The sequence below is a fragment of the Thermodesulfovibrio sp. TK500a genome (genome assembly GCF_055381765.1).
The window spans coordinates 1163605-1183779 of sequence record NZ_AP041606.1 but is presented as its reverse complement, the minus strand read 5'-3'; the positions used below and the strand labels follow the sequence as shown (position 1 = coordinate 1183779).

Annotated in this window: 20 protein-coding genes and 1 riboswitch; of the genes, 11 read left to right on the top strand and 9 right to left on the bottom strand. The window is 37.0% G+C overall.

What is annotated here, in order from left to right:
• Window positions 1-5: 5 nt before the first annotated feature.
• The 3 genes from ACZ430_RS06280 to ACZ430_RS06270 form a co-directional block, all read right to left on the bottom strand.
• The gene (locus ACZ430_RS06280; protein WP_464910439.1) at window positions 6-1154 is read right to left on the bottom strand and encodes an MFS transporter; all 1149 of its coding nucleotides are present in this window, start codon (window positions 1152-1154) and stop codon (window positions 6-8) included.
• 153 nt (window positions 1155-1307) lie between these two features.
• Window positions 1308-2156 carry a universal stress protein gene (locus ACZ430_RS06275; protein WP_297209989.1) on the bottom strand — a complete coding sequence of 283 codons (849 nt, stop codon included), beginning with the start codon at window positions 2154-2156 and terminating at the stop codon, window positions 1308-1310.
• Window positions 2157-2172: 16 nt separating this feature from the next.
• Complete coding sequence (locus ACZ430_RS06270) at window positions 2173-3129, bottom strand: inorganic phosphate transporter (RefSeq protein ID WP_297209992.1); 957 nt, start codon at window positions 3127-3129, stop codon at window positions 2173-2175.
• 132 nt (window positions 3130-3261) lie between these two features.
• Between ACZ430_RS06270 and ACZ430_RS06265 the strand changes: the two genes are divergently transcribed.
• The 5 genes from ACZ430_RS06265 (at window position 3262) to tatA (ending at window position 6003) form a co-directional block, all read left to right on the top strand.
• Window positions 3262-3624: a nucleotidyltransferase domain-containing protein gene (locus ACZ430_RS06265; protein ID WP_297209995.1), complete on the top strand. Its 363-nt coding sequence runs from the start codon at window positions 3262-3264 to the stop codon at window positions 3622-3624.
• Window positions 3609-4013 (top strand): HEPN domain-containing protein, encoded by a 405-nt coding sequence (locus tag ACZ430_RS06260; protein ID WP_297209997.1) that lies wholly within the window; start codon window positions 3609-3611, stop codon window positions 4011-4013. Before ACZ430_RS06265 ends, ACZ430_RS06260 begins: the two co-directional genes overlap by 16 nt.
• A gap of 34 nt (window positions 4014-4047) precedes the next feature.
• Window positions 4048-4117, top strand: a riboswitch (Fluoride riboswitch).
• Between the two features lie 33 nt (window positions 4118-4150).
• Entirely contained in the window at window positions 4151-5311 is a 1161-nt protein-coding gene (locus ACZ430_RS06255; protein ID WP_297209999.1) for a cation:proton antiporter, read from the top strand.
• Between the two features lie 3 nt (window positions 5312-5314).
• Window positions 5315-5740 carry a universal stress protein gene (locus tag ACZ430_RS06250; protein ID WP_297210002.1) on the top strand — a complete coding sequence of 142 codons (426 nt, stop codon included), beginning with the start codon at window positions 5315-5317 and terminating at the stop codon, window positions 5738-5740.
• Window positions 5741-5814: 74 nt separating this feature from the next.
• Window positions 5815-6003 (top strand): twin-arginine translocase TatA/TatE family subunit, encoded by a 189-nt coding sequence (tatA, locus tag ACZ430_RS06245; protein ID WP_297210005.1) that lies wholly within the window; start codon window positions 5815-5817, stop codon window positions 6001-6003.
• Here the strand turns inward: tatA and ACZ430_RS06240 are convergent.
• The 3 genes from ACZ430_RS06240 to ACZ430_RS06230 form a co-directional block, all read right to left on the bottom strand.
• Complete coding sequence (locus ACZ430_RS06240) at window positions 6000-6443, bottom strand: phosphatase PAP2 family protein (protein WP_297210008.1); 444 nt, start codon at window positions 6441-6443, stop codon at window positions 6000-6002. The genes tatA and ACZ430_RS06240 overlap by 4 nt on opposite strands.
• A gap of 133 nt (window positions 6444-6576) precedes the next feature.
• On the bottom strand, window positions 6577-8094 hold the full coding sequence (locus ACZ430_RS06235; RefSeq protein ID WP_297210011.1) for an ArnT family glycosyltransferase: 1518 nt from the start codon (window positions 8092-8094) through the stop codon (window positions 6577-6579).
• Window positions 8095-8141: 47 nt separating this feature from the next.
• Window positions 8142-9932 carry a KUP/HAK/KT family potassium transporter gene (locus ACZ430_RS06230; protein ID WP_297210014.1) on the bottom strand — a complete coding sequence of 597 codons (1791 nt, stop codon included), beginning with the start codon at window positions 9930-9932 and terminating at the stop codon, window positions 8142-8144.
• Between the two features lie 130 nt (window positions 9933-10062).
• Between ACZ430_RS06230 and ACZ430_RS06225 the strand changes: the two genes are divergently transcribed.
• Window positions 10063-11322: an HD-GYP domain-containing protein gene (locus ACZ430_RS06225; protein WP_297210017.1), complete on the top strand. Its 1260-nt coding sequence runs from the start codon at window positions 10063-10065 to the stop codon at window positions 11320-11322.
• A complete protein-coding gene (locus tag ACZ430_RS06220; protein WP_464910438.1) occupies window positions 11319-12557 on the top strand; it encodes a replication-associated recombination protein A in 1239 nt (412 codons plus the stop codon). Before ACZ430_RS06225 ends, ACZ430_RS06220 begins: the two co-directional genes overlap by 4 nt.
• A gap of 12 nt (window positions 12558-12569) precedes the next feature.
• On the opposite strand, the gene ACZ430_RS06215 is transcribed toward ACZ430_RS06220, so the two are convergent.
• Window positions 12570-14405, bottom strand: a complete 1836-nt coding sequence (locus ACZ430_RS06215) for a sensor domain-containing diguanylate cyclase (protein WP_464910437.1) — start codon at window positions 14403-14405, stop codon at window positions 12570-12572.
• Between the two features lie 110 nt (window positions 14406-14515).
• Between ACZ430_RS06215 and dnaJ the strand changes: the two genes are divergently transcribed.
• From dnaJ to ACZ430_RS06195, 4 genes are all read left to right on the top strand, one after another.
• Window positions 14516-15583 (top strand): molecular chaperone DnaJ, encoded by a 1068-nt coding sequence (gene dnaJ, locus ACZ430_RS06210; RefSeq protein ID WP_297210027.1) that lies wholly within the window; start codon window positions 14516-14518, stop codon window positions 15581-15583.
• A gap of 2 nt (window positions 15584-15585) precedes the next feature.
• Window positions 15586-15924, top strand: a complete 339-nt coding sequence (locus tag ACZ430_RS06205) for a MerR family transcriptional regulator (protein WP_297210030.1) — start codon at window positions 15586-15588, stop codon at window positions 15922-15924.
• Window positions 15925-15935: 11 nt separating this feature from the next.
• The gene (gene clpB / locus ACZ430_RS06200; protein WP_297210032.1) at window positions 15936-18566 is read left to right on the top strand and encodes an ATP-dependent chaperone ClpB; all 2631 of its coding nucleotides are present in this window, start codon (window positions 15936-15938) and stop codon (window positions 18564-18566) included.
• Between the two features lie 211 nt (window positions 18567-18777).
• Entirely contained in the window at window positions 18778-19227 is a 450-nt protein-coding gene (locus ACZ430_RS06195; RefSeq protein WP_297210034.1) for an Hsp20/alpha crystallin family protein, read from the top strand.
• A 17-nt stretch (window positions 19228-19244) separates the two neighbouring features.
• On the opposite strand, the gene nusB is transcribed toward ACZ430_RS06195, so the two are convergent.
• Both nusB and ribH read right to left on the bottom strand, forming a co-directional pair.
• The gene (nusB, locus tag ACZ430_RS06190) at window positions 19245-19688 is read right to left on the bottom strand and encodes a transcription antitermination factor NusB (protein ID WP_297210036.1); all 444 of its coding nucleotides are present in this window, start codon (window positions 19686-19688) and stop codon (window positions 19245-19247) included.
• A gap of 24 nt (window positions 19689-19712) precedes the next feature.
• Window positions 19713-20174: a 6,7-dimethyl-8-ribityllumazine synthase gene (gene ribH, locus ACZ430_RS06185; RefSeq protein ID WP_297210039.1), complete on the bottom strand. Its 462-nt coding sequence runs from the start codon at window positions 20172-20174 to the stop codon at window positions 19713-19715.
• Window position 20175 lies beyond the last annotated feature (1 nt).

The following is a 20175-nucleotide window of genomic DNA, read 5'->3' as shown; positions in this document are numbered from 1 at the left end:
AATTTTTAGTGTAACATTTTTCTTACTTTCACTAAAAAAGGTATTGCCGCAAGCTGTAAAACAACTGAGAATGCTATTAGAGCATTTATTGAAAAATCATATAGAAAACCTAAAATTACACTACCTAAGAACCAGAACAAACCGTATCCTGTGTTGAATACTCCATATCCAATTCCTCTCTTTTCTTTTGGAACTAATAGGGCAACAGCTGCTCTCATTATGGACTCCTGAGCACCCATGCCTATTCCCCAGAGAATCATTCCAATGAGGGCAGGGTAAAATCCTCCGAGAAAACAGAGAGGTGCAAAACCCGCTGAAAGAGCTACTGAAATAATAAGAACAGATAGCCCCTTTTTGTCAAAAAGATAGCCAAAAAGCAGAGCTGCCAATGCATCAATTCCCATTGCCACTGCATAGAAAACTGGTATCCATTGCTCAGAGACCGTTGCTACTTTTTTAAAATGATAGGCAATAAGAGGAAAATCAGCATATCCAGCGCCATTTAAGGCAACAGCAACCAAATAAATCCAATAAACCTTACTTAGCCCCTTTGTTTCAATCTGAAGCTTACTTATCTCTAAATCTCTTGGAGATGGATAAAGAATTCGAGCAAAAATGAGGATGGAAACAGCAATCACAGCAGGAATTAGAAGCACTCCGAAAGCCTCTCTGTATCCTCCATGAAAATAAAAAACTCCTGCAACTATCAATGGTCCAATCATAGCACCAATCTGGTCCATTGCCTCATGAAGTCCAAAGCCCCATCCACGACCTATCTCTACTGTTGCGTGGCTTAGCATAGCATCTCTTGAGGGATTTCGGATTGCCTTACCAATTCTTTCAGCCATAATTAGAAGAGCAGCCAACTGCCACTGCCCTACTAAGGCAAGGGCAGGAACGCTTAGAAGATTTATCAAGTAGCCGATGATTGTTATTGTCCAGTATTTCCCAGTCTTGTCAGCAAGCCAGCCTGAAACGAGTCTTAAAGAATATCCTAAAAACTCTCCAAGTCCAGCGATTAAACCTACTAAGGCAGCAGAGGCTCCTAAAACTTCAAGATAAGGACCTGTGATACTCCTTGCAGCCTCATAGGTCATATCAGAAAAAAGACTTACAAAACCAAGTAAAACAATAAATATGGTAGCTGGTTTCAATGCTATCCTCCCTTATCAATTATAGAGTCTGTCAAAAAAATTGTAATTTATTGAGAATAAATAAACTACAAATTCTGATATTTTCCAATTACCTCCATCTGTCATTCCTCTTGTTGTCATTCCGAGGAGCTTTAGCGACGAGGAATCTCATTCCTATTTTACAATGAGCACAGAACGATCACTGTATTCGAGAACCCTCTGGGAAACACTCCCAAGCAGAACTCCCTTTATAAATCCCTTGCCATGAGAACCCATCAAGATAAGAGAGATATCCTCTTCAGCGGCAACATTAATAATCTCTTTGTATGGTTTTCCATGAATTAGATAAGTTTTAGCCTTAAAGCCTATTTGTTCAAACTCTTGTTTCAAGTTTTTTAATCGCTCATCCTCTCCTTCTTTGCCCACATTTTCAATTACATGAACTATTACAATTTCCCTTGCTCCTACATTATACAAAAGGGGTATGTATTTTTTAGCCCTTTCTGAATGCTCTGACCAGTCAGTAGCATAGAGAATTTTTCTGAAAATATGGGGGCAGAATTGCTCAGTGACTTTACCTTCAATAAGCCTGATTGTGTGATATTTTACTACCAATACAGGTAATGGTGACTTCTTTACAACCCCATCTGTAGTAGAACCAATAAATAGCTCATCTATCATTTGCCTTTTATGTCTTCCGGTTACAATTAGGGAGACATTTTCAAGGGCTGCTTCTTTGACAATCTCATTTACCACCTTACCTGAAGTTATTTTTGTCTTTACTGACAATTCATTTGATTTAAGATAATCTAAATATTCCTTCATTTTTTCATTTGCAGACCCTTTAATCTGCTCAATATCAACTGGTAGACCAGATTCCTTGGCAAGATAAATAGCCTCTTCATCTATCACATAAAGCAATACGACCTCTTTCAATCCTGCTGATTTTAAACATATGAGACTTTTCAAAATTTGCAAAGCAAACTCATCAAACTTTGTAGGATAAAGAATCTTTGAAAACATTTTGCTCCCTCCTAATTTATTTGGCTCCTAATAGCCATGAAAAAATTTTGTATAGAAAATAGGCTGTGAATCCTGAAACAATCAGAGAGACGAACCAGTTTATTACAATCTCCTTTATAACTTTAAGCTGAATGTACTTTACTCCTCTTGCAAGCCCTGCGCCACCAATTGCTCCTACAATCGCCTGATTCATTGATGTAGGATAACCAAGTAGGGCTGCAATATAAGCTGTTGTTGCCTGTCCAAACTGTGCTCCTATGGCACTGTTTATCTCGAGCTGAACAATATGAAGTCCTACTTTTTCAAGTAGAGGTCTACCCCAAGTTAAAGCACCTATTGCAACAACAACTCCGCCTATAAATCCAGCAAATAAAAGAGATTTAACAGTTCCACTTCCGTAGAGAACACTAACAGCCAATCCACTATTGTTAGCTCCCAATGTAAAGGATGCATAGCAGCAAGCAAGTATAAGAACAGCCCTTTTTAACTTTTCTGCTTTCTCTATTGCTCCTACTGTTTTAGTAAAGATAAAACCAAAGAGGCATCCAACCAATGGCGTTCCAACCCATGTAATAGCAAGGGGTAGCATGGTTTTTTCCCAAGCAATCGGAGCATCAATAGCAAGACCAACTCCAACAATGGAAAAACAGGCTAACTGAGCTGTTGATATGGGCAGCTTTAGCCAGGTGTTAACAGCAGTAACTAAGGCTGCATTAAGCATCATAATCATTGCTCTGAAAGGTGTAAGATACTCAATAGGAATAATTCCTGCACCAACTGTTTTAATAACCTCATGGCTTTGTAGAGTTGCACCTAACAGAGCACATACTGCCATTATTAATGTAGCAGTTCTGATATCAAATATTTTTGCTCCATAAGCTGTACCCATCACTGCACCGGTATAATGAGAACCTATTGTCCATCCAAAAAACAACCCCGCAATAATCATCCCTACAATGTAAAAAGTTTCCATATTTTCACCTCCAATATTATATGTAACTATTGTTACAAATTATAAATAAAATGTCAAGTAAAATTTTAGTGACTACTGTTACATAAAAATATATTTGAAAATTTACATTTTTCTTTTATGCTATAATTTGATATGAAGGTGCTAAAAAGAAATAATAAACTTAGACATTTACACTATTTTGAAGAAAGGTTTTTAAATGAACTTATTGAAAAAATAAGGGTATCATATCCCCTAATAAAAAAAATTATTCTTTACGGTTCAAAGGCAAGAGGTGATTTTACCGAAGAATCAGACATTGACCTTCTTTTCATCACAGAAAAACCCCTTGATAAAAAAGAAAAATATGAAATTTTTGATTTACTCTCTGGGATTGAACTTAAATATAATGTTTTAGGTTCTGCTTTATTTATAAATGAAAAAGAGCTTATAGAAAAAGAGAGAAGTTTATTCAGAGAAATAAAAAAAGACGGGATTACGCTATGGTTGAGAGAATAAGTAAGAAAGAGGCTTTAATAAGAGCTAAAGATGAACTCAAAAGAGCTGAAAAGGAATTAGAAGCAGCTATTGTTTTACAAGAAGGGGAGTTTTATTATAAAAGCATAGTATCAGCTTATTACACTGTTTATCATGCTGCAAAGGCACTTCTCCTTATTAAATCTGTTGACCCAAAGACTCATGAAGGAGTTGAAAGAATGTTTGGGCTTTACTATATAAAAACTGGTGAATTTGATACAAAGATAGGCAAGGTAATTGGGAGACTTAGAAAGATGAGAGAAGAGGCTGATTACTATCCAGAAATTCCCTTTGACTACGAAGACTCAAAAGAAGCGATATTTTTAGCCCGAGAATTCTTAGAAAGAACTAAGAATATCTTAAAAATTTAATCATCATTGACAGATTAATTCAAATTTTTTTAATCTTAAAAAAGGCGATGGAGTTCGCCTTTAAGTGCCTCTGAGTTTCAGTGGCTGATAACTCCTACTTTTAAAGGTAGAGTTACTCACTGAATAAGGAGGCATGTATGTTTGAGATTCTTATTCAAGCATCATTTTGGTTTTTTCTCGCCTTACTTTCAACAGTAATAGCAACGAAGCTCCGTTTAGCAACAGCTTTAACGGAAATAGCAGTTGGAGCAATTGCAAGTCTTGCTATTGCTGGAACAGGAATTTCCATTGGTGAAAATGACCTCTGGATTAAATTTATTGCCGGAGTTGGAGCCATAATGCTTACTTTTCTGGCTGGAGCTGAACTTGAGCCTGAGGTAATGAAGACTCGTTGGAAAGAGACGATAGGAATAGGCTTAGTTGCATTTATTGCTCCTTTTCTTGGATGCACAGCAGTTGCATACTGGCTTCTTGGCTGGAGTGCGAAAGCAAGCTGGCTTGCAGGTGTTGCCCTTTCTACTACCTCTGTGGCAGTGGTATATGCTGTAATGCTTGAGCTTGGACTTAATAAGACTGAGTTTGGTAAAGTCATTCTTGCAGCTTGTTTTGTCAATGACCTCGGAACAGTGTTAGCATTGGGGTTAATCTTTTCGCCTTTTACTACCAATTCTCTTATTTTTATGATTGTGATGATAGTAATTGCTGTATTACTTCCTTTTATTACTCCAAAGATATTCAAAAAATTTGGTAATAAACCCTCTGAGTTTGAAACAAAGTATCTACTGTTCATTCTTTTTGGTATTGGTGCTCTTGCACTATGGTCTGGAAGCGAGGCAGTTCTTCCAGCCTACATTATAGGCATGGTTTTAGCTGGCACTGTTGGCAAGGACAATCAGCTTATAAGAAGGCTTAGAACATTGACTATAGGATTTTTAACTCCAATTTATTTCTTAAGGGCAGGCTATTTTGTTTCGATTCCTTCAATTTTTGCAGCTCCTTTGGCACTTTTGATATTATTAGGTGGAAAAATGATAACAAAAATTTTGGGTGTCTATCCTGTGACAAAGCTATTTAAGTTCAGACATCAAGAAGGCATGTATACGACCCTTCTTATGTCAACAGGTCTTACCTTTGGCTCAATCTCAGCACTCTTTGGATTAACTCATGGAATAATCGACCAAAATCAGTATTCTTTGTTAATTGTAGCGGTAATTGGTAGCGCTGTTGTTCCTACCATAATTGCCAATGCCTTTTATATGCCAAAATATCTTTTACCTAAAACAAAAAAGGAGGTTTAAGTTATGTTAAAAAAAATTTTAGTTGCCTTTGACGGCTCTGAGGAATCAATAAAAGCTTTTAATTTTGCTTTAAGTCTTGTTGACGAGTTTGCCTCAAAGGATAAAGAAATCATTCTTCTTTCTGTAGCCCAACCGCCAGAGCATGGCGAAATCGTTGAGACAAAGGCGGTTATTGATAGCGCCACAGAATACTACAAAAAGGAGTTTGAAAAGATATTGCCTCTTGCCAGAACCCGCGCTTTAGAAATTAAAACCGATATTGCCGTTGGGCATCCAGCAGACCAGATTGTAAGGTATGCCGCAGAAAATGGTATTGATATGATTATAATGGGACAACGGGGCATGTCAAAAATTGAAAGGTGGCTTCTTGGTTCAGTCTCCCGTAGAGTTGCCACATATGCTTCATGCCCTGTGGTAATTGTTAAGTAGTTCGGGCTTAAATTGAAAGCTTAAATAACTGTGCTGTATATTGTTAATTAGATTTAAATCTAAGGGGGTTAAATATGCTTAGTTATCAGGATGTATTTCTTTTTTCAATAATTATAATTGTTCTTTTCGGTTCATCAAAGTTGCCTGAAATTGGTAGGGGACTTGGAGAAGCCATAAGAGGATTCAAAAAAGCAGTATCAGAGCCAGAGACAAATTCAAATAAAGATGAAAGTTTAAAAATTGATCATAAGAAACAAATTTAGGCATTATCCTGCTTTTTAGCAGGACAAAATTTAAGCAATACCAGCTTCCCTATAATTGTTCCTAAAACAGCTCCTGCTATTACATCAGAGGGAAAGTGAGCAAAGTCTTCAATTCTCTCAAAGCCAACCCAACCTGCAAGAATATAGAAAATAATACGGAATCTTGGATAATAATTTGATAGGACCGTTGCAACCATGAATGCAAAAGTTGTATGCCCTGAAGGAAAAGAAGAGTAGGCATAGCCAAAGTAAGGTCCATTAAAGAAGCCATCAATTGAAGTTGAAGGTCTTGCCCTCCCTAAAACATGCTTAATCTGGACTAATATGCCTGTAAGAACTATACCAAATGCAAGAGGCTTTCCAAAATCTTTTTTTGCAATCAAACCATAAATGGCAAAAATTACAGTAGTCACAAATATTCCATAATAGAAAAATTTCATCCCTATATCCAAGACCTCAAGAAAAGAATGAAAGGCTGGATAATCCGACTGAAAATCTTTTATAAGGAGTAAGATTTTTTTATCAAAACAAAGAATAAGGATTAAAATTAAACAACTCAGGAGAAAAATCTTTTTATGACTTTTCCAAAACTGCATATTCTCCTTCCTCCAACAAAATCTCTAACCCCGAGTTTTTTAAAAAAACTAAATCTTTTACATGGGCAATAATGATTATTTTTTTATTTTGTCTAAGAATGTCAAGTATCTTTTTTTCGCTATTAACCTTAAGAATTTTTTTATCTGAATAGAATACAATACTCGGTTTGTTCAATTTATATGTAATGACCTCGCTGTCTTTGAAATTCTCCTTTACATAAAGGCTAATTCTGTAAAGTCCATCCTGTAGTGTTTTATTGACATAGGGGATTATTTTTAAAGAGATTATCATAAGAAATACAAATGTTAAACAAGCCATAGATAGAAATATTTTTTTTCTTTTTAACATCCCATAAAAGCTAACCAATGCAAATAAAAGAATTACAATAGAAATTACATAAACCCAGATAATATCAAAATCGGGTAGATATAGTCTTATCTTATTGACTCCAATTAAAAATGCAGCAGCAAACAAAATAGATAAAAATCCGATGATAATCAACGGAACAGAGGAGGGTTTTTCTCTAAATTCAGCCATTCCAAAAGAGATTAAAATTGAGGCTGCCGGGATAGCAGGTAAAATATAGTTTGGAAGCTTTGTTGTTGAGAGAGAAAAAAATATGAAGATAAATGAAAACCAGATTAATGAAAAAAACCTCAAATTATCCTTTCTAATATTTCTCAATCCCTGAGGTAAAAAGGATATCCAAGGGAAAAGTCCTATTATCAAGACAGGTATAAAATAATAAAATGGTCCTTTATGCCCTGAAATAACTCCTGTATATCTCATAAAATGATGTTTTATAAAAAACTGCTGAATAAAATCCTGTCCATTTATTGCTATTTGGGTAACATACCAAGGAAGTGATATTAAAAGGAAAACTATAAAAGCTTTAAAATCAAGAATTCGCCTTATACCCTTTCGCCCTTCCATAAGTATCATGTACATTCCAGCTATTGAAAAGGGAAAGACTATTCCGATTAATCCCTTGGTCAGGAAGGCAAGGGCAGAAAAAATATAAAAGCCGTAGATATATTTCTGAGCTTTATATATTGCAAGATAAAAGGAAAAGAGAGACAGGCTGATAAACAGTGTAAGAGTCATATCTGTAACTGCTGCATGCGTGTAGACTAAGTAATAAAGGGAAAAGGTAAAGCATAAAACTGCATATAGGGCTTCGCGCTTTCGGTTTAGGGTATTTAAAAATATAAATATGCTTAAACAAAGAATAAATCCAGCCAAAGCAGAGGGAAATCTGGCTGAAAATTCGTTTATTCCAAAGATTTTATAAGAGATAGCCATTAACCAGTAAAAAAGTATTGGTTTGTCATATCGTGGTTCATCATTATAAGTTGGAGTTATCCAATTACCACTTTGTAACATCTCCTTAGTTGCTTCTGCAAATACTGCCTCATCCACATCAAAAAGTGTTACGGAGCTAAGTCTGAAGAGGGCTAAAAAGAGAGCTATGAAAATGATAAGATATTTAACCATTTTTTAATTATAAAACTTACCCTTGCCTTACTTCAATTTTGCTTGTCTTACATTTCAACTCTTGTCATAACTCCGTGAAGCTTTCGTGAGGGAAGCCTAAAAAAGCTTATGAATGTAGGAGTTACTCTCTTTAAAAAGGCAAAAAACTGCCAGTGCCTTTTTGCAATAATCTCCTCAAGTCCATAAAATATGGCTCTTTCCTCTATTCCGTTTTCTCTGAGTATCTCTTCAATATTCACAACTTCCATGTATCCCATCTGAATCTCAAACACTCTAATACCGGGACAGAGATCTTCTTTAAAGTATCCAGTCACTCCGTAGGGGTCAGGTCTTATGAGAACTGACAGAAATATATTGTCCTCATAAATTATGCCATTATAAAACATTGTCTCAACAATGTAAGGAGAAATTTTTGCCGTGTCTTTTATGAAAAATATGGCACTTCCTGGTATCTTCGGATTAGTCTTATAAACTCTTTCAAATTTTAAAATAAAATCATCTACTGTCATAAACTTCATAGCTCTGTAAAGTCTTTTCTGCCCTTCAGTATAGATAAGCATAGTTAAAAATGGAAACATTGCAAGAAAAATTGACCAGTATCCACCATGGGGGATTTTATATAAACAGGAACTGAAATAAGCAAAATCAACAAAAAATATGAGAGTACTTGCAAGCATGGCATAATAATTTCTTTTCAGAAAAAATATAGATACAAGAAGCAGTCCTGTTATGCACATATTTCCTGTAACTGCAAGGCCATAAGCTGCTGCAAGATTTGATGAGCTACCAAAATCAACGATAATTAGAATAACTGCTAAAAGCAAAAACCAGTTAACACTTCCAATGTATATCTGGGACTTAAGCTCTTTTGAAGTGTAGTCAATTTTCAGCATGGGCATTATTCTTGTTGTTATAGCCTGATAGACAACTGAAAACATTCCGCTTATCATCGCTTGAGATGCTATTACTGTGGCTGACAGGCTCAAAATTAAAAAGGGGACATAAAGAAAAGATGAAAAATTAAAAGCCATTTCAAAAAGTATATTTTTCACATGAGGATTTTTAAGAAGAAAGGCACCCTGTCCAAAATAGTTTATAAAAAGGGCAAAAAATACCATTGCCCATGCTTTTCTTATAGGATTTGCACCGAGATGTCCCATGTCAGCATACATTGCCTCAGCACCTGTTGCACAGAGAATAACCTCTCCAAGCACAAGATAGCCCTTCCATCCGTTGTGCATAAGAAACTCTAATGCATAATAGGGATTTACTGCCTTTAAAACCTGAGGACTTAGAAAAATGGAGTAAATTCCCAATGAAGTGAGTGATAAAAACCAAACACACATAATGGGACCAAAAGCAGATGATACCTTTTCAGTGCCTTTTTTTTGAAAAAGAAATAGGGTTAAGGCAATCAAAATGGCAATGAAAATCATTGAAGCCTGCGAAATTCCTTCAAGTCCTGGAATAAAAGCAGTTCCTTCAACAGCACTTAAAATGCTTATTGCAGGAGTAATAACACCATCACCTATTAAGAAAGAAACTCCAATGAAAGTTAAAAAAGTTACAAAAGCTTGTGCTCTCCTTGATTTTGAAAGAGATTTAAATATCTCAGAGAGAACTATTGTGCCACCTTCACCTCTTATGCTGAGATTCATTGCAAGGAAGTTATATTGAATTGTGGGAATAATGACAATTGTCCAAAATATTAGAGATAAAACACCTAAAACATTTTCATAAGTGGGTTCAAGAATTAAAAAAGCCACTGTTAGAGTATAAATCGGACTTGTGCCGATATCTCCGAAAACAAGCCCAAGTGCTTTAATCACTCCACTCATGAGGGATTATTATATTTCCAAGAGGGGCATTTTGTAAATTTATTTGCTTTGCCTTAAATAGAGAAAGGCTTTTTAATAATTTTTTTAATTTGTATTCACATTTACCTTGATTTTTTGTAATAATTAGAATGTGAACCAAACAAGAACAAAAACTAAGATAAGGGAAATTATCTCAGAAGACGACCTTCTGAAGATAGATATAAATAGATTACAGCTAAATAAGCCCCTACCTTTTGATATTTTTATAAAGGAAGGAGGGATAACTAAAAAAATCTTTCACAGGGGGAATTTTTACTCTACTGTTTTCCAATCTATCCTTAAAGAAAAAGGCATATCTCATGTATATATAGCTCCAGAAAATGAAACATTGTTAAGGAGCTATCTTTCGAATGCTGATATAATTACCTCTGAATTAGAGTCACCTGTAAAATTTAAGAATTATTCCTATCAAAAGGAGCATTATTATCAAATTGACAGAAATCTCATTGTTCCTGGCATAGAAGTAGAATTTCCCATATATTTGCTTAAGAAACTAAGCTTCAATAAGATTGTTGATGCATCTCTTGGTAAACCTGTAATGATTTACAGTGACACTATTCCTGAAGAAGGGGACATTCTAATAGAAAAAAAAGACCTCTCTCTTTTTAGAGAATACATCGAATTTATTGAAAAAAGAGCAGATAAGATCGCTGAACAAAAAGACAGCTCGCTGAAGCATCTAATAGTGAAAGAAACAGCAAAGGTCATAGTTATTGATATTTTAAATGACCCGAGAAGTGGCGAAAAAATAAAAAAAGTGGAAAGTTCTCTGAAAACAATAATAGAAACGATAGTAAATGACCCTGAATCAATTTATGAACTGCTCACTCTAAAAGGTTATGATTACTACACCTATACTCATTCGGTTAATGTGGGAGTATTATCGATAGGTTTGGGAATTCAGATAGGATTAACAAAGGAGGAGCTATACAGGCTTGGTATAGGTGCTATATTGCATGATATTGGTAAAACACAAATACCTCACGAGATTCTAAATAAACAGGGTAAACTCACTGACACTGAATACAATATCATAAAACAGCATGTAATGCATGGTTATAATCTACTTAAAGAACACAGAGATATACCCCCTGATGCTTTCATAGCAGTATTACAACATCATGAGAAGCTATCAGGCAAAGGTTATCCTTATGGATTGAAAGGTGAAGAGGTTAAACTTTTTGGAAGAATAACTGCAATTGCAGATTGTTATGATGCTTTAACAACAAGAAGACCCTACAAGCCTCCATTAACTCCCTACTTTGCTCTCTCGATAGTAGTAAGAGAGAGAGGTGACTACGATGCCGAACTTCTCAGGTCTTTTATAAAGATGCTTGGAAAGGTAAAATGAGTCTATTTGAGGAAAAATCCTCAGAACTTAAAAATAAACCACTTGCCTTTAGAATGTCTCCAAGAAATCTTGAGGAATATGTTGGACAGCGCCATCTCATAGGTGAAGGCAAGTTATTAAGAAGAGCTATTGATTCAGACAGAATAACCTCGCTAATTCTTTACGGACCGCCGGGGTCTGGTAAAACAGCTCTTGCCAGGGTAATTGCAAATAAGACAAAAGCAGTTTTTCAATGGCTTAATGCATCCACATTAAGTATTGAGGAGATAAGAAGAAATCTATCGTTTGCCAGACAGAGGTCGCTCCGTGGCGAAAAAACTATACTGTTTATTGATGAAATACATAGATTAAATAGAGTGTCTCAGGATGCTTTTCTTCCCGATGTAGAAGAGGGAAATGTCATACTAATCGGAGCTACTACAGAAAATCCTTTTTTTTATTTAACTTCTGCTCTTGTCTCAAGAAGTCACATATTTGAGTTAAAACCTTTAGAATATGAAGAAGTCCTCGATATTCTTAAAAGAGCCCTTTCAGATAAAGAGCGGGGATTGGGTAATTTAAATATCGAGATTGCCGATGAAGCCCTATGGCACATTGCTAAATTCTCTGAAGGAGATGCGAGAAAGGCTCTCTCTGCACTTGAAGTAGCTGTTTTTACGACCAAAGAAAAAGATGGAGTAATTAAAATAGACTTAAAAACAGCAGAAGAGAGTATCCAGAGAAAGCACATTGTTTATGATAAATCAGGAGACCAACACTATGATACAGCCTCTGCATTTATAAAAAGCATGAGAGGTAGTGACCCAGATGCAACTGTTTACTGGCTTGCTAAGATGATTTACGGAGGCGAAGACCCAAGATTTATAGCAAGACGAATAATTATTGCGGCAAGTGAAGATGTGGGAAATGCCGACCCCATGGCTCTTGTTGTTGCAAACTCTGCTGCTCAGGCTGTTGAAATGATTGGAATGCCTGAAGCAAGAATAATTCTTGCTCAAGCAGCCCTATATGTTGCCAAAGCACCTAAAAGCAATGCCTGCTACAGAGCAATTGAGGCTGCCATGAAAGACATTGAGCATGAGAGAACCCTTCCTGTCCCTGAACATCTAAAAGATGCTCATTATTCAGGCGCTAAAAAGCTTGGGCGGGGAGAAGGATACAAATACCCTCATGACTATGGAGGATATGTCAATCAACAGTATTTACCGAAGAAGAAAAAATACTACACTGAGTAGTTCACAGAATTATCAATCGTTTCTGAAAATTTTTATCTTTTCCGTCAAATCTCTTTTTGCATCATAGGCAGATTTATCGGCCTCTCTTACAATGCTTTCTAAATTTCTACTTTTTTCAATCTTCGTTATGCCTATACTGACAGTTGGTTTAAACTCATGCAGGAATTCATTTTCCGTGTTGTTAAGATTTTTCTGTATGCTCTCTGCGACATATGTTGCCCTATTTTCACCTCCTTTGACTATGACAACAAATTCATCTCCACCCCACCTTGCTGCTAAGTCCATTTCTCCGATACTTTTTATTATTGATTTTGCTACGGCTTTTATGGAGGCATCGCCGCTTATATGACCAAATCGGTCATTTATATCTTTTAAGTTGTCCAAATCTATGAAGACCAGATAATACTGTTCCTGTTGGCCATTAGAGTTTAGGATTTTTCGTAGAGATGCCTCGAAATATGTTCTGTTGTAAAGAGAAGTTAGAGAATCTTTGGAGGCTAACTCAAATAGCTTTTCTTTTTCCTTTTTTATGCTTGAAATATCATGCGCCATAAACAGGAACTTATCTTCTCCGACAGGAATTATCCATGCACTTATGTAAAAATCGAGAGATAATCTAAAGTCAGATAAAAAAGTTTTCTCCCCTTCATTGATAGTTACTATTTCTTTGAGATGACTCAAAAGATTTTTAGATAAATTTTCGTCTTTCATGATTTCTTTTGCTTTAGTGTTGGTAAAAATTAGTTCCTCTTTTATATTAAAAAGCATTATAATTGCCTCCGATTTTTCTGCTATTGTCTCGTAAATCTTTCTGCTTCCCTCTATCTCTCGTAAGTTTCTCTTTATTGTCTGTATATAGCCGTTTATTTCACTGGAAAGTTTGCCTATTTCATCATTACCATCTGAAGATATCTCATCTATAATCCCGGTTTTTACGTCATTTATTTCTCTTACAATTTTTCCTATTCGGAGGATTATATTTCTGTTTATCCAGCAGTAGAAAAGAAATCCCAGTATTATAAAGCATGACAGATATAGGAAGATAATTTTTTTTACATTACTCTGAACAAGAGACCACAATTTTTTGTTCTTTTTTGCTTCGATAACTATATTTTTTTGGTTGAAAAAATCTTCTTTTATTATTGTAATTTTAAAAACTCCATCCTCTTCAGATACCTTTATGTCCTCGAGGCCATCAATATTTCCTCTATCTTGCTCTCTAATTTTTAAATTGCTTAGACCGAGAAGCTTTTCTATGGAATCTATTTTTTCATTGCTTAGATGCCTTGCTGTTAAAAGATAACCAGCTAATTCTCCAGAATAATCGCTTTTTAAAACAGGATATGATGCCACTAAAAGGGGCTTACCTTTTCTAAAGGTAAATCCTGAAGGAGAGTTAATAGGCTTTGCATTTTTCCCAGCCGCAATAGCTTTTTCAAGATATGGCATCCAGAAATTTTTATCAATATTTGTGAGAGCTTTACTTTTATAATCATATTCGTAGCCGCATACTAAATTGCCTTTAATGTCAAAATAGGCCATCAAAGATAGATTGTTGTTGACAAATGCCTCAGCTGTTATGTTGTTTTTAGCAAATGTAGGGTTTTTACCTTGGATAAAAAGCCATGCATCTGTCCAGGCAGCCCAATCTTTTGTAATTGATAGCAAGTTTTCTTGCTCTAAGTCGATGTATTTATTTAGCAATAGAAGGTCTTCTTTTACGTAATTTTTCTCAATACCTAAAACTTCGTCTTTGATAAAAAAATGATAAGCCACTCCTGTTAAAAGCAATATTCCCCCAATAAAGACAATAAATCCAAGGGCAAACTTCTTTCTAATACTCAACATAAAAAAAATTATAGCATTTTTATTATTAATAAAAGGAAATGGCATAAAATCTAATTTCAAACTTTTGTCATGACTTGATATAAACTAACTCAATATGATAAGATAACAATATGGAACGTAAGGATTACTATAAAATACTCGGAGTAAGTAAAGATGCCTCCCAAGAGGAGATTAAGAAGGCTTATCGTAAGCTTGCAAGGAAGTATCATCCTGACCTAAATCCTGGAAACAAGGAGGCTGAGGAAAAGTTTAAAGAGATTAATGAGGCATATGCAGTTCTTAGTGACCCTCAGAAAAGAAAGGAGTATGATAGCGGCGGAAGCTTTGACTTCAAAGGATATGACTTCGGTGGCTTTGATTTTACAAAGGGCTTTGACCTTGGTGACATCTTCGGAGACCTATTTGGTGAAGGCTTCACTTCTTCATATACAACCAACGTAAGAGGCGAAGATGTTGTTATTCCTATTACCCTTACTTTTGAAGAGGCATACAACGGCACTGTAAAACCAGTTACATATCAGAGATATATAGAGTGTTCAAGCTGTCATGGAAGCGGTGCCGATAAAATGGATGTCTGCAAAAAATGTGGCGGTACTGGACGGGTTCAGGCATCGAGGGGTTTTTTAAGAGTATCCCAGACCTGTCCAAACTGTGGAGGTAGGGGTAAGACGGCCTCTTCAACATGCAAAACATGCTCGGGCTTAGGAAGAATCTTGACAGCAGAGACAGTGAAGGCAAAGATTCCAGCAGGTGTGGACAATGGCTCAAATGTGAGACTTAAAGGATATGGTAATGCAGGAAGGGGTGGAGCATCTTACGGCGACCTAATACTTGAGGTCTCAGTTAGTTCCCATCCATTTTTTACAAGAAAGGGAGATGATGTATACATTGAGTTACCAATTACCTTTACTGAGGCAGCCCTTGGTGCAAAGGTTGATGTTCCCACACCTGACGGTGGCACTGTAAAGATGAAAATTCCAGAAGGCACGCAGGGTGGGCAGAAATTTCGAATCTCTGGAAAGGGTTTTCCCTCTCCAAAGGGTAGTGCAAGAGGAGATATGTATGTAATTGCAAAGATTGTTGTTCCTAAGGGACTTACTTCTTCAGAAAAGGAGGAAATCAAGAGAATTGAAAGCCTATACAGGGAAAATCCAAGAGAAGACATGCTTAGGAGGTAGCCGTGAAGAGGGATGATAGATTCTATATGATTAGTATGGTTTGTAAACTTCTTAATGTTCATCCCCAAACCCTGAGACTTTATGAAAGAGAAGGCTTTATCAAGCCTAAAAGAATTAATAGACAGAGGGTTTACACCGATGAAGATTTAGATAGACTTAATTTTGTGATTAAGCTTACAAAGGACTTAGGCGTAAACAGAGCAGGCGTTGACATAATCCTTCGCATGAGGGAGAGAATGCAGCTCATGGAGGAGGCTTTGCAGGAGATATTTCGATACGTCGATGACGACATACGGGAACAGATTGAGAAAAAACTAAAAAAATTTTTTGAGGAAATTTAAGGAGGAAAGAAATGAGAGCAGATAAGCTTACCTATAAAACACAGGAAGCAATTAGAGAGGCACAAAGAATTGCCAATCAGCATGGCAACCAACAGATAGATGTAGAACATCTTATTTACGCACTCCTTGAGGATTCAGAGGGTCTTGTGGCAAGAATTCTCAGGGAATGCGGTGCAGACTTAAATTCTATCAAGGCTGAAATTAAAAGGGCTATTGAGAAGATCCCAAAAGTCTATGGTGCTCAACCCTTAGAACAGATTTACATTACGCCAAGGCTTAATCAACTCTTTGAAAAGGCTGAAAAAGAGGCAGAACACTTAAAAGATGAATACATTAGTGTAGAGCATCTCCTAATTGCTCTCTTTGATGTAGGTGGTCCAGCCCTTGATGCAGTAAAGAGGCAGGCTGTAACCCGCCAAAAAGTCCTTGATGCAATGAGGAAAATTAGAGGTGTACACCAGGTAACAGACCCAAATCCTGAGGAGAAATATCAGGCTTTGCAGAAATACGGTAAGAACCTCACTGAGCTTGCAAGAAAGGGAAAGCTTGACCCTGTTATCGGAAGAGATGATGAGATTAGAAGAGTCATACAGGTTCTAAGTAGAAGAACAAAGAACAATCCTGTTCTTATTGGAGACCCTGGTGTTGGAAAGACAGCAATTGTTGAAGGACTTGCCCAGAGAATTGTAGCTGGAGATGTGCCTGAGTCTTTGAGAGATAAGGAACTCGTTGCCCTTGATATTGGCTCTCTTCTTGCCGGAGCAAAGTATCGTGGAGAGTTTGAGGAAAGACTTAAAGCGGTGCTTAAGGAGATTACCTCCTCTGATGGAAGAATTATTACCTTCATCGATGAGCTTCACACCCTTGTTGGTGCTGGTGCAGCTGAAGGTGCAGTCGATGCAGCGAACATGCTAAAGCCAGCCCTTGCAAGGGGAGAGTTAAGATGCATTGGTGCTACAACTGTAAATGAATACAGAAAATACATTGAGAAAGACCCAGCCCTTGAGAGACGTTTTCAGCCCATACTTGTGAAAGAGCCCTCTGTTGAGGATACGATATCAATACTGAGGGGACTTAAAGAGAGATATGAAGTTCATCACGGTGTAAAGATAAAGGACTCAGCCCTTGTTGCTGCAGCAGTTCTTTCAGCCCGCTATATCTCAGACCGATACCTTCCTGACAAGGCAATTGACCTTGTTGATGAGGCAGCAGCAAAGCTTAGGATGGAGATTGACAGCATGCCCATAGAGCTTGATGAGATTGAAAGGAGACTAAGGCAGCTTGAGATAGAAAGGCAGGCATTGAGTAAAGAGCCCACAGAGGATGCAAAGGAGAAGATTGAAAAGATTTCAGAAGAGATTGAGCAGTTACTCACAAAGAAAGAGGAACTACAGAGACAGTGGCAGGCTGAAAAGGAAGTGATACTGCGAATCCGTGACCTTAAGGCTGAGATTGAGCAGACCCGTATCGCCTCTGAACAGGCAGAGCGTCAAGGTGACCTTACAAGAGCTGCTGAGCTAAGATACGGTAAATTGATTGAGTTACAGAAAGCCCTTGATGAGGCAAATCTGAAGCTCAAGGAGATTCAAAAGGGTAGACAGATGCTCAAAGAAGAGGTTGATGAAGAGGACATTGCAGAGGTTGTGGCAAAGTGGACTGGCATTCCTGTAAAGAAGCTTCTTGAAAGTGAAACGCAAAAGCTTATAAAGATGGAGGAGCGTCTCAGAGAGAGAGTTGTTGGGCAAGATGAGGCAATAGTAGCAGTATCAAATGCCATAAGAAGAGCAAGGGCAGGACTTCAAGACCCAAACCGTCCTATTGGCTCATTCATGTTCCTCGGACCTACTGGTGTCGGTAAAACAGAGCTTGCAAAGGCACTTGCTGAGTTTCTCTTTGATGATGAAAATGCTATGATTCGTATTGACATGTCCGAGTATCAGGAGCGTCACACTGTAAGCCGACTCATTGGTGCACCGCCTGGATATGTTGGATACGAGGAAGGTGGACAACTTACAGAGGCAGTAAGAAGGCGTCCTTATAGTGTGGTGCTATTCGATGAAGTTGAGAAAGCCCATCAAGAGGTTTTTAATGTTCTTCTGCAGGTTCTTGATGACGGTAGACTTACAGACGGACAGGGTAGAACAGTGGACTTTAGAAATACCATAATTATAATGACATCAAACATTGGCAGCAGCCATATTCAGGAATTCCTCATGAACAGCGGCACAGAGCACTGGCAGGACTTAAAGAAAGACCTCAAAAAGAGAATAAACGAAGACCTGAGAGCCTTCTTTAGACCTGAGTTTCTTAACAGAATTGACGAGATAATCATCTTTAATCCTCTTAGCAAAGAAGTTATGAAGGACATAATTGAAATTCAGATAAGAAAGATAAAGCAGTATCTTAAGCAGAAGAAGATTGATATTACCCTCACAGAGGAGGCAAAGGAATACATTGCTCGGATTGGTTATGACCCTGTCTTTGGTGCAAGACCACTTAGAAGGGTTCTTCAGAAGGAGATACTTGACCCTCTTGCAATAAAGTTGATTGAAGGAATATTTAAGGAAGGTGATTTAGTCGAAATTGATTTTAAAGATGGTAAAATTGTATTTGAAAAATTTGTTTTGGCTGAAACAGTTTAAGATAGAGGCTGTTCAATTATTAAAGGTCATTCCGAGCACCCTCAATGGGTGCGAGGAATCTCTGAAGATATTGAAAAATCTGGAGATTCCTCGCCTTCGGCTCGGAATGACATATGGAGGTAATTGAAAATTTTAGGGCTTGTAATTTATTGATTTTCAATAGGTTACAAGTTTTTGAACAGTCTCTCTAAGATAAATAAGGAGGTGCCGTATGTCTATTGTAAAGTGGAGTCCTTTAAAAGAGATTGAAGAGATAAGAAAGGAGATGGACAGGCTTTTTGAAGAATTTCTCTCGCCCGTCAGACGAAGAAGAGTTGTAAGCTCAGAAGGGATTATTTCGCCAAATGTTGATATTTTTGAAAGAGGTGGAGAGATTGTTATTCAGGCTGAATTACCTGGTGTGAGAAAGGAAGATGTGGAGTTAACTATAACAGATGACAGATTGATTATAAAAGGCGAAATAAAACGAGCAGAAGGCCTTAAAGAGGAAGATTATATACTGAACGAGAGAAATTATGGCCCATTTACAAGGACAATTAACCTTCCTGCCGATATAGATAAATCTAATGTGAAAGCAGGCCTTAAGGACGGGATTTTAGAGATTATTCTCACAAGAAAAGCAGAGGCAAAGCCCAGAGAGATAAAAATAGCTTTAGATTAAAATTAAGCGTCCGCTATCTATTGTGGCGGACGCTCAATTCTCTCTTTTGCTATTCTGTCGAGTATTCCGTTTATAAATGCAGCACTTTCTTTTGTGGAGTATTTTTTTGCTATTTCGACGGCTTCATTTATAGTGACTTGAAAGGGAATATCGGGACGATAGAGTATTTCGTATAGGGCAAATCTCAGTATATTTCTGTCTATATTTATCATTCTTTCAATATCCCATTTGTTTGTATATTTTTTGATTAAACTATCAATCTCTTCTAAATTCTCCAGTGTTCCTTCGATAAGGGCGCAGGCGAAATTTCTTATATTTTTGTCCTCTTCTTCGTTTCTATCCCAGAATTTTTCAATTTCATCTCTTACAACGTTAAACTCTGTTTTTCGGTTAATTTTATCATTTATCTCCCATGCATAAAGAAACTGAAGGACGTATTCTCTTGCTTTTCTTCTTTTCATGAAGGATATTACTCACCTACTTTGCTAAATTTGCTCTAAAACCCTTGCCATTTCAATGGCTGTCACTGCTGCATCCCAACCTTTATTACCCGATTTTGAGCCAGCTCTTTCAATTGCCTGTTCAATTGTTTCTGTTGTTATTACTCCAAATGACACGGGAATGCCTGTTTCAAGGCTCACCAGAGCTATACCCTTTGAAACTTCAGCTGCTATATAGTCAAAATGAGGAGTGGCACCTCTTATTAGAGTTCCCAAGCAGATTATGGCATTAAATTTTCCTGACTGGGCAAGCTTTTTAGCAACAAGAGGAATTTCAAAAGAACCCGGTACTCTTACGATTTGAATATCTGCCTCTTTTGCTCCGTGTCTAAGAAGTGCATCAATAGCTCCTTCAAGAAGTTTTGATGTAATAAACTCGTTAAATCTGCTTACCACTATGCCAAATTTTAGTCCCTGCGCTTGTAACTTTCCCTCAATCGTCTTCATC

Excerpts from the sequence above, each read along its gene's own strand:
- ACZ430_RS06275 (WP_297209989.1), bottom strand. The coding sequence starts at position 2,156 with ATGTTTTCAAAGATTCTTTATCCTACAAAGTTTGATGAGTTTGCTTTG.
- ACZ430_RS06270 (WP_297209992.1), bottom strand. The coding sequence starts at position 3,129 with ATGGAAACTTTTTACATTGTAGGGATGATTATTGCGGGGTTGTTTTTT.
- ACZ430_RS06265 (WP_297209995.1), top strand. The coding sequence starts at position 3,262 with ATGAAGGTGCTAAAAAGAAATAATAAACTTAGACATTTACACTATTTT.
- ACZ430_RS06260 (WP_297209997.1), top strand. The coding sequence starts at position 3,609 with ATGGTTGAGAGAATAAGTAAGAAAGAGGCTTTAATAAGAGCTAAAGAT.
- ACZ430_RS06255 (WP_297209999.1), top strand. The coding sequence starts at position 4,151 with ATGTTTGAGATTCTTATTCAAGCATCATTTTGGTTTTTTCTCGCCTTA.
- ACZ430_RS06250 (WP_297210002.1), top strand. The coding sequence starts at position 5,315 with ATGTTAAAAAAAATTTTAGTTGCCTTTGACGGCTCTGAGGAATCAATA.
- tatA (WP_297210005.1), top strand. The coding sequence starts at position 5,815 with ATGCTTAGTTATCAGGATGTATTTCTTTTTTCAATAATTATAATTGTT.
- ACZ430_RS06240 (WP_297210008.1), bottom strand. The coding sequence starts at position 6,443 with ATGAAATTTTTCTATTATGGAATATTTGTGACTACTGTAATTTTTGCC.
- ACZ430_RS06235 (WP_297210011.1), bottom strand. The coding sequence starts at position 8,094 with ATGGTTAAATATCTTATCATTTTCATAGCTCTCTTTTTAGCCCTCTTC.
- ACZ430_RS06230 (WP_297210014.1), bottom strand. The coding sequence starts at position 9,932 with ATGAGTGGAGTGATTAAAGCACTTGGGCTTGTTTTCGGAGATATCGGC.
- ACZ430_RS06220 (WP_464910438.1), top strand. The coding sequence starts at position 11,319 with ATGAGTCTATTTGAGGAAAAATCCTCAGAACTTAAAAATAAACCACTT.
- ACZ430_RS06215 (WP_464910437.1), bottom strand. The coding sequence starts at position 14,405 with ATGTTGAGTATTAGAAAGAAGTTTGCCCTTGGATTTATTGTCTTTATT.
- dnaJ (WP_297210027.1), top strand. The coding sequence starts at position 14,516 with ATGGAACGTAAGGATTACTATAAAATACTCGGAGTAAGTAAAGATGCC.
- clpB (WP_297210032.1), top strand. The coding sequence starts at position 15,936 with ATGAGAGCAGATAAGCTTACCTATAAAACACAGGAAGCAATTAGAGAG.
- ACZ430_RS06195 (WP_297210034.1), top strand. The coding sequence starts at position 18,778 with ATGTCTATTGTAAAGTGGAGTCCTTTAAAAGAGATTGAAGAGATAAGA.
- nusB (WP_297210036.1), bottom strand. The coding sequence starts at position 19,688 with ATGAAAAGAAGAAAAGCAAGAGAATACGTCCTTCAGTTTCTTTATGCA.
- ribH (WP_297210039.1), bottom strand. The coding sequence starts at position 20,174 with ATGAAGACGATTGAGGGAAAGTTACAAGCGCAGGGACTAAAATTTGGC.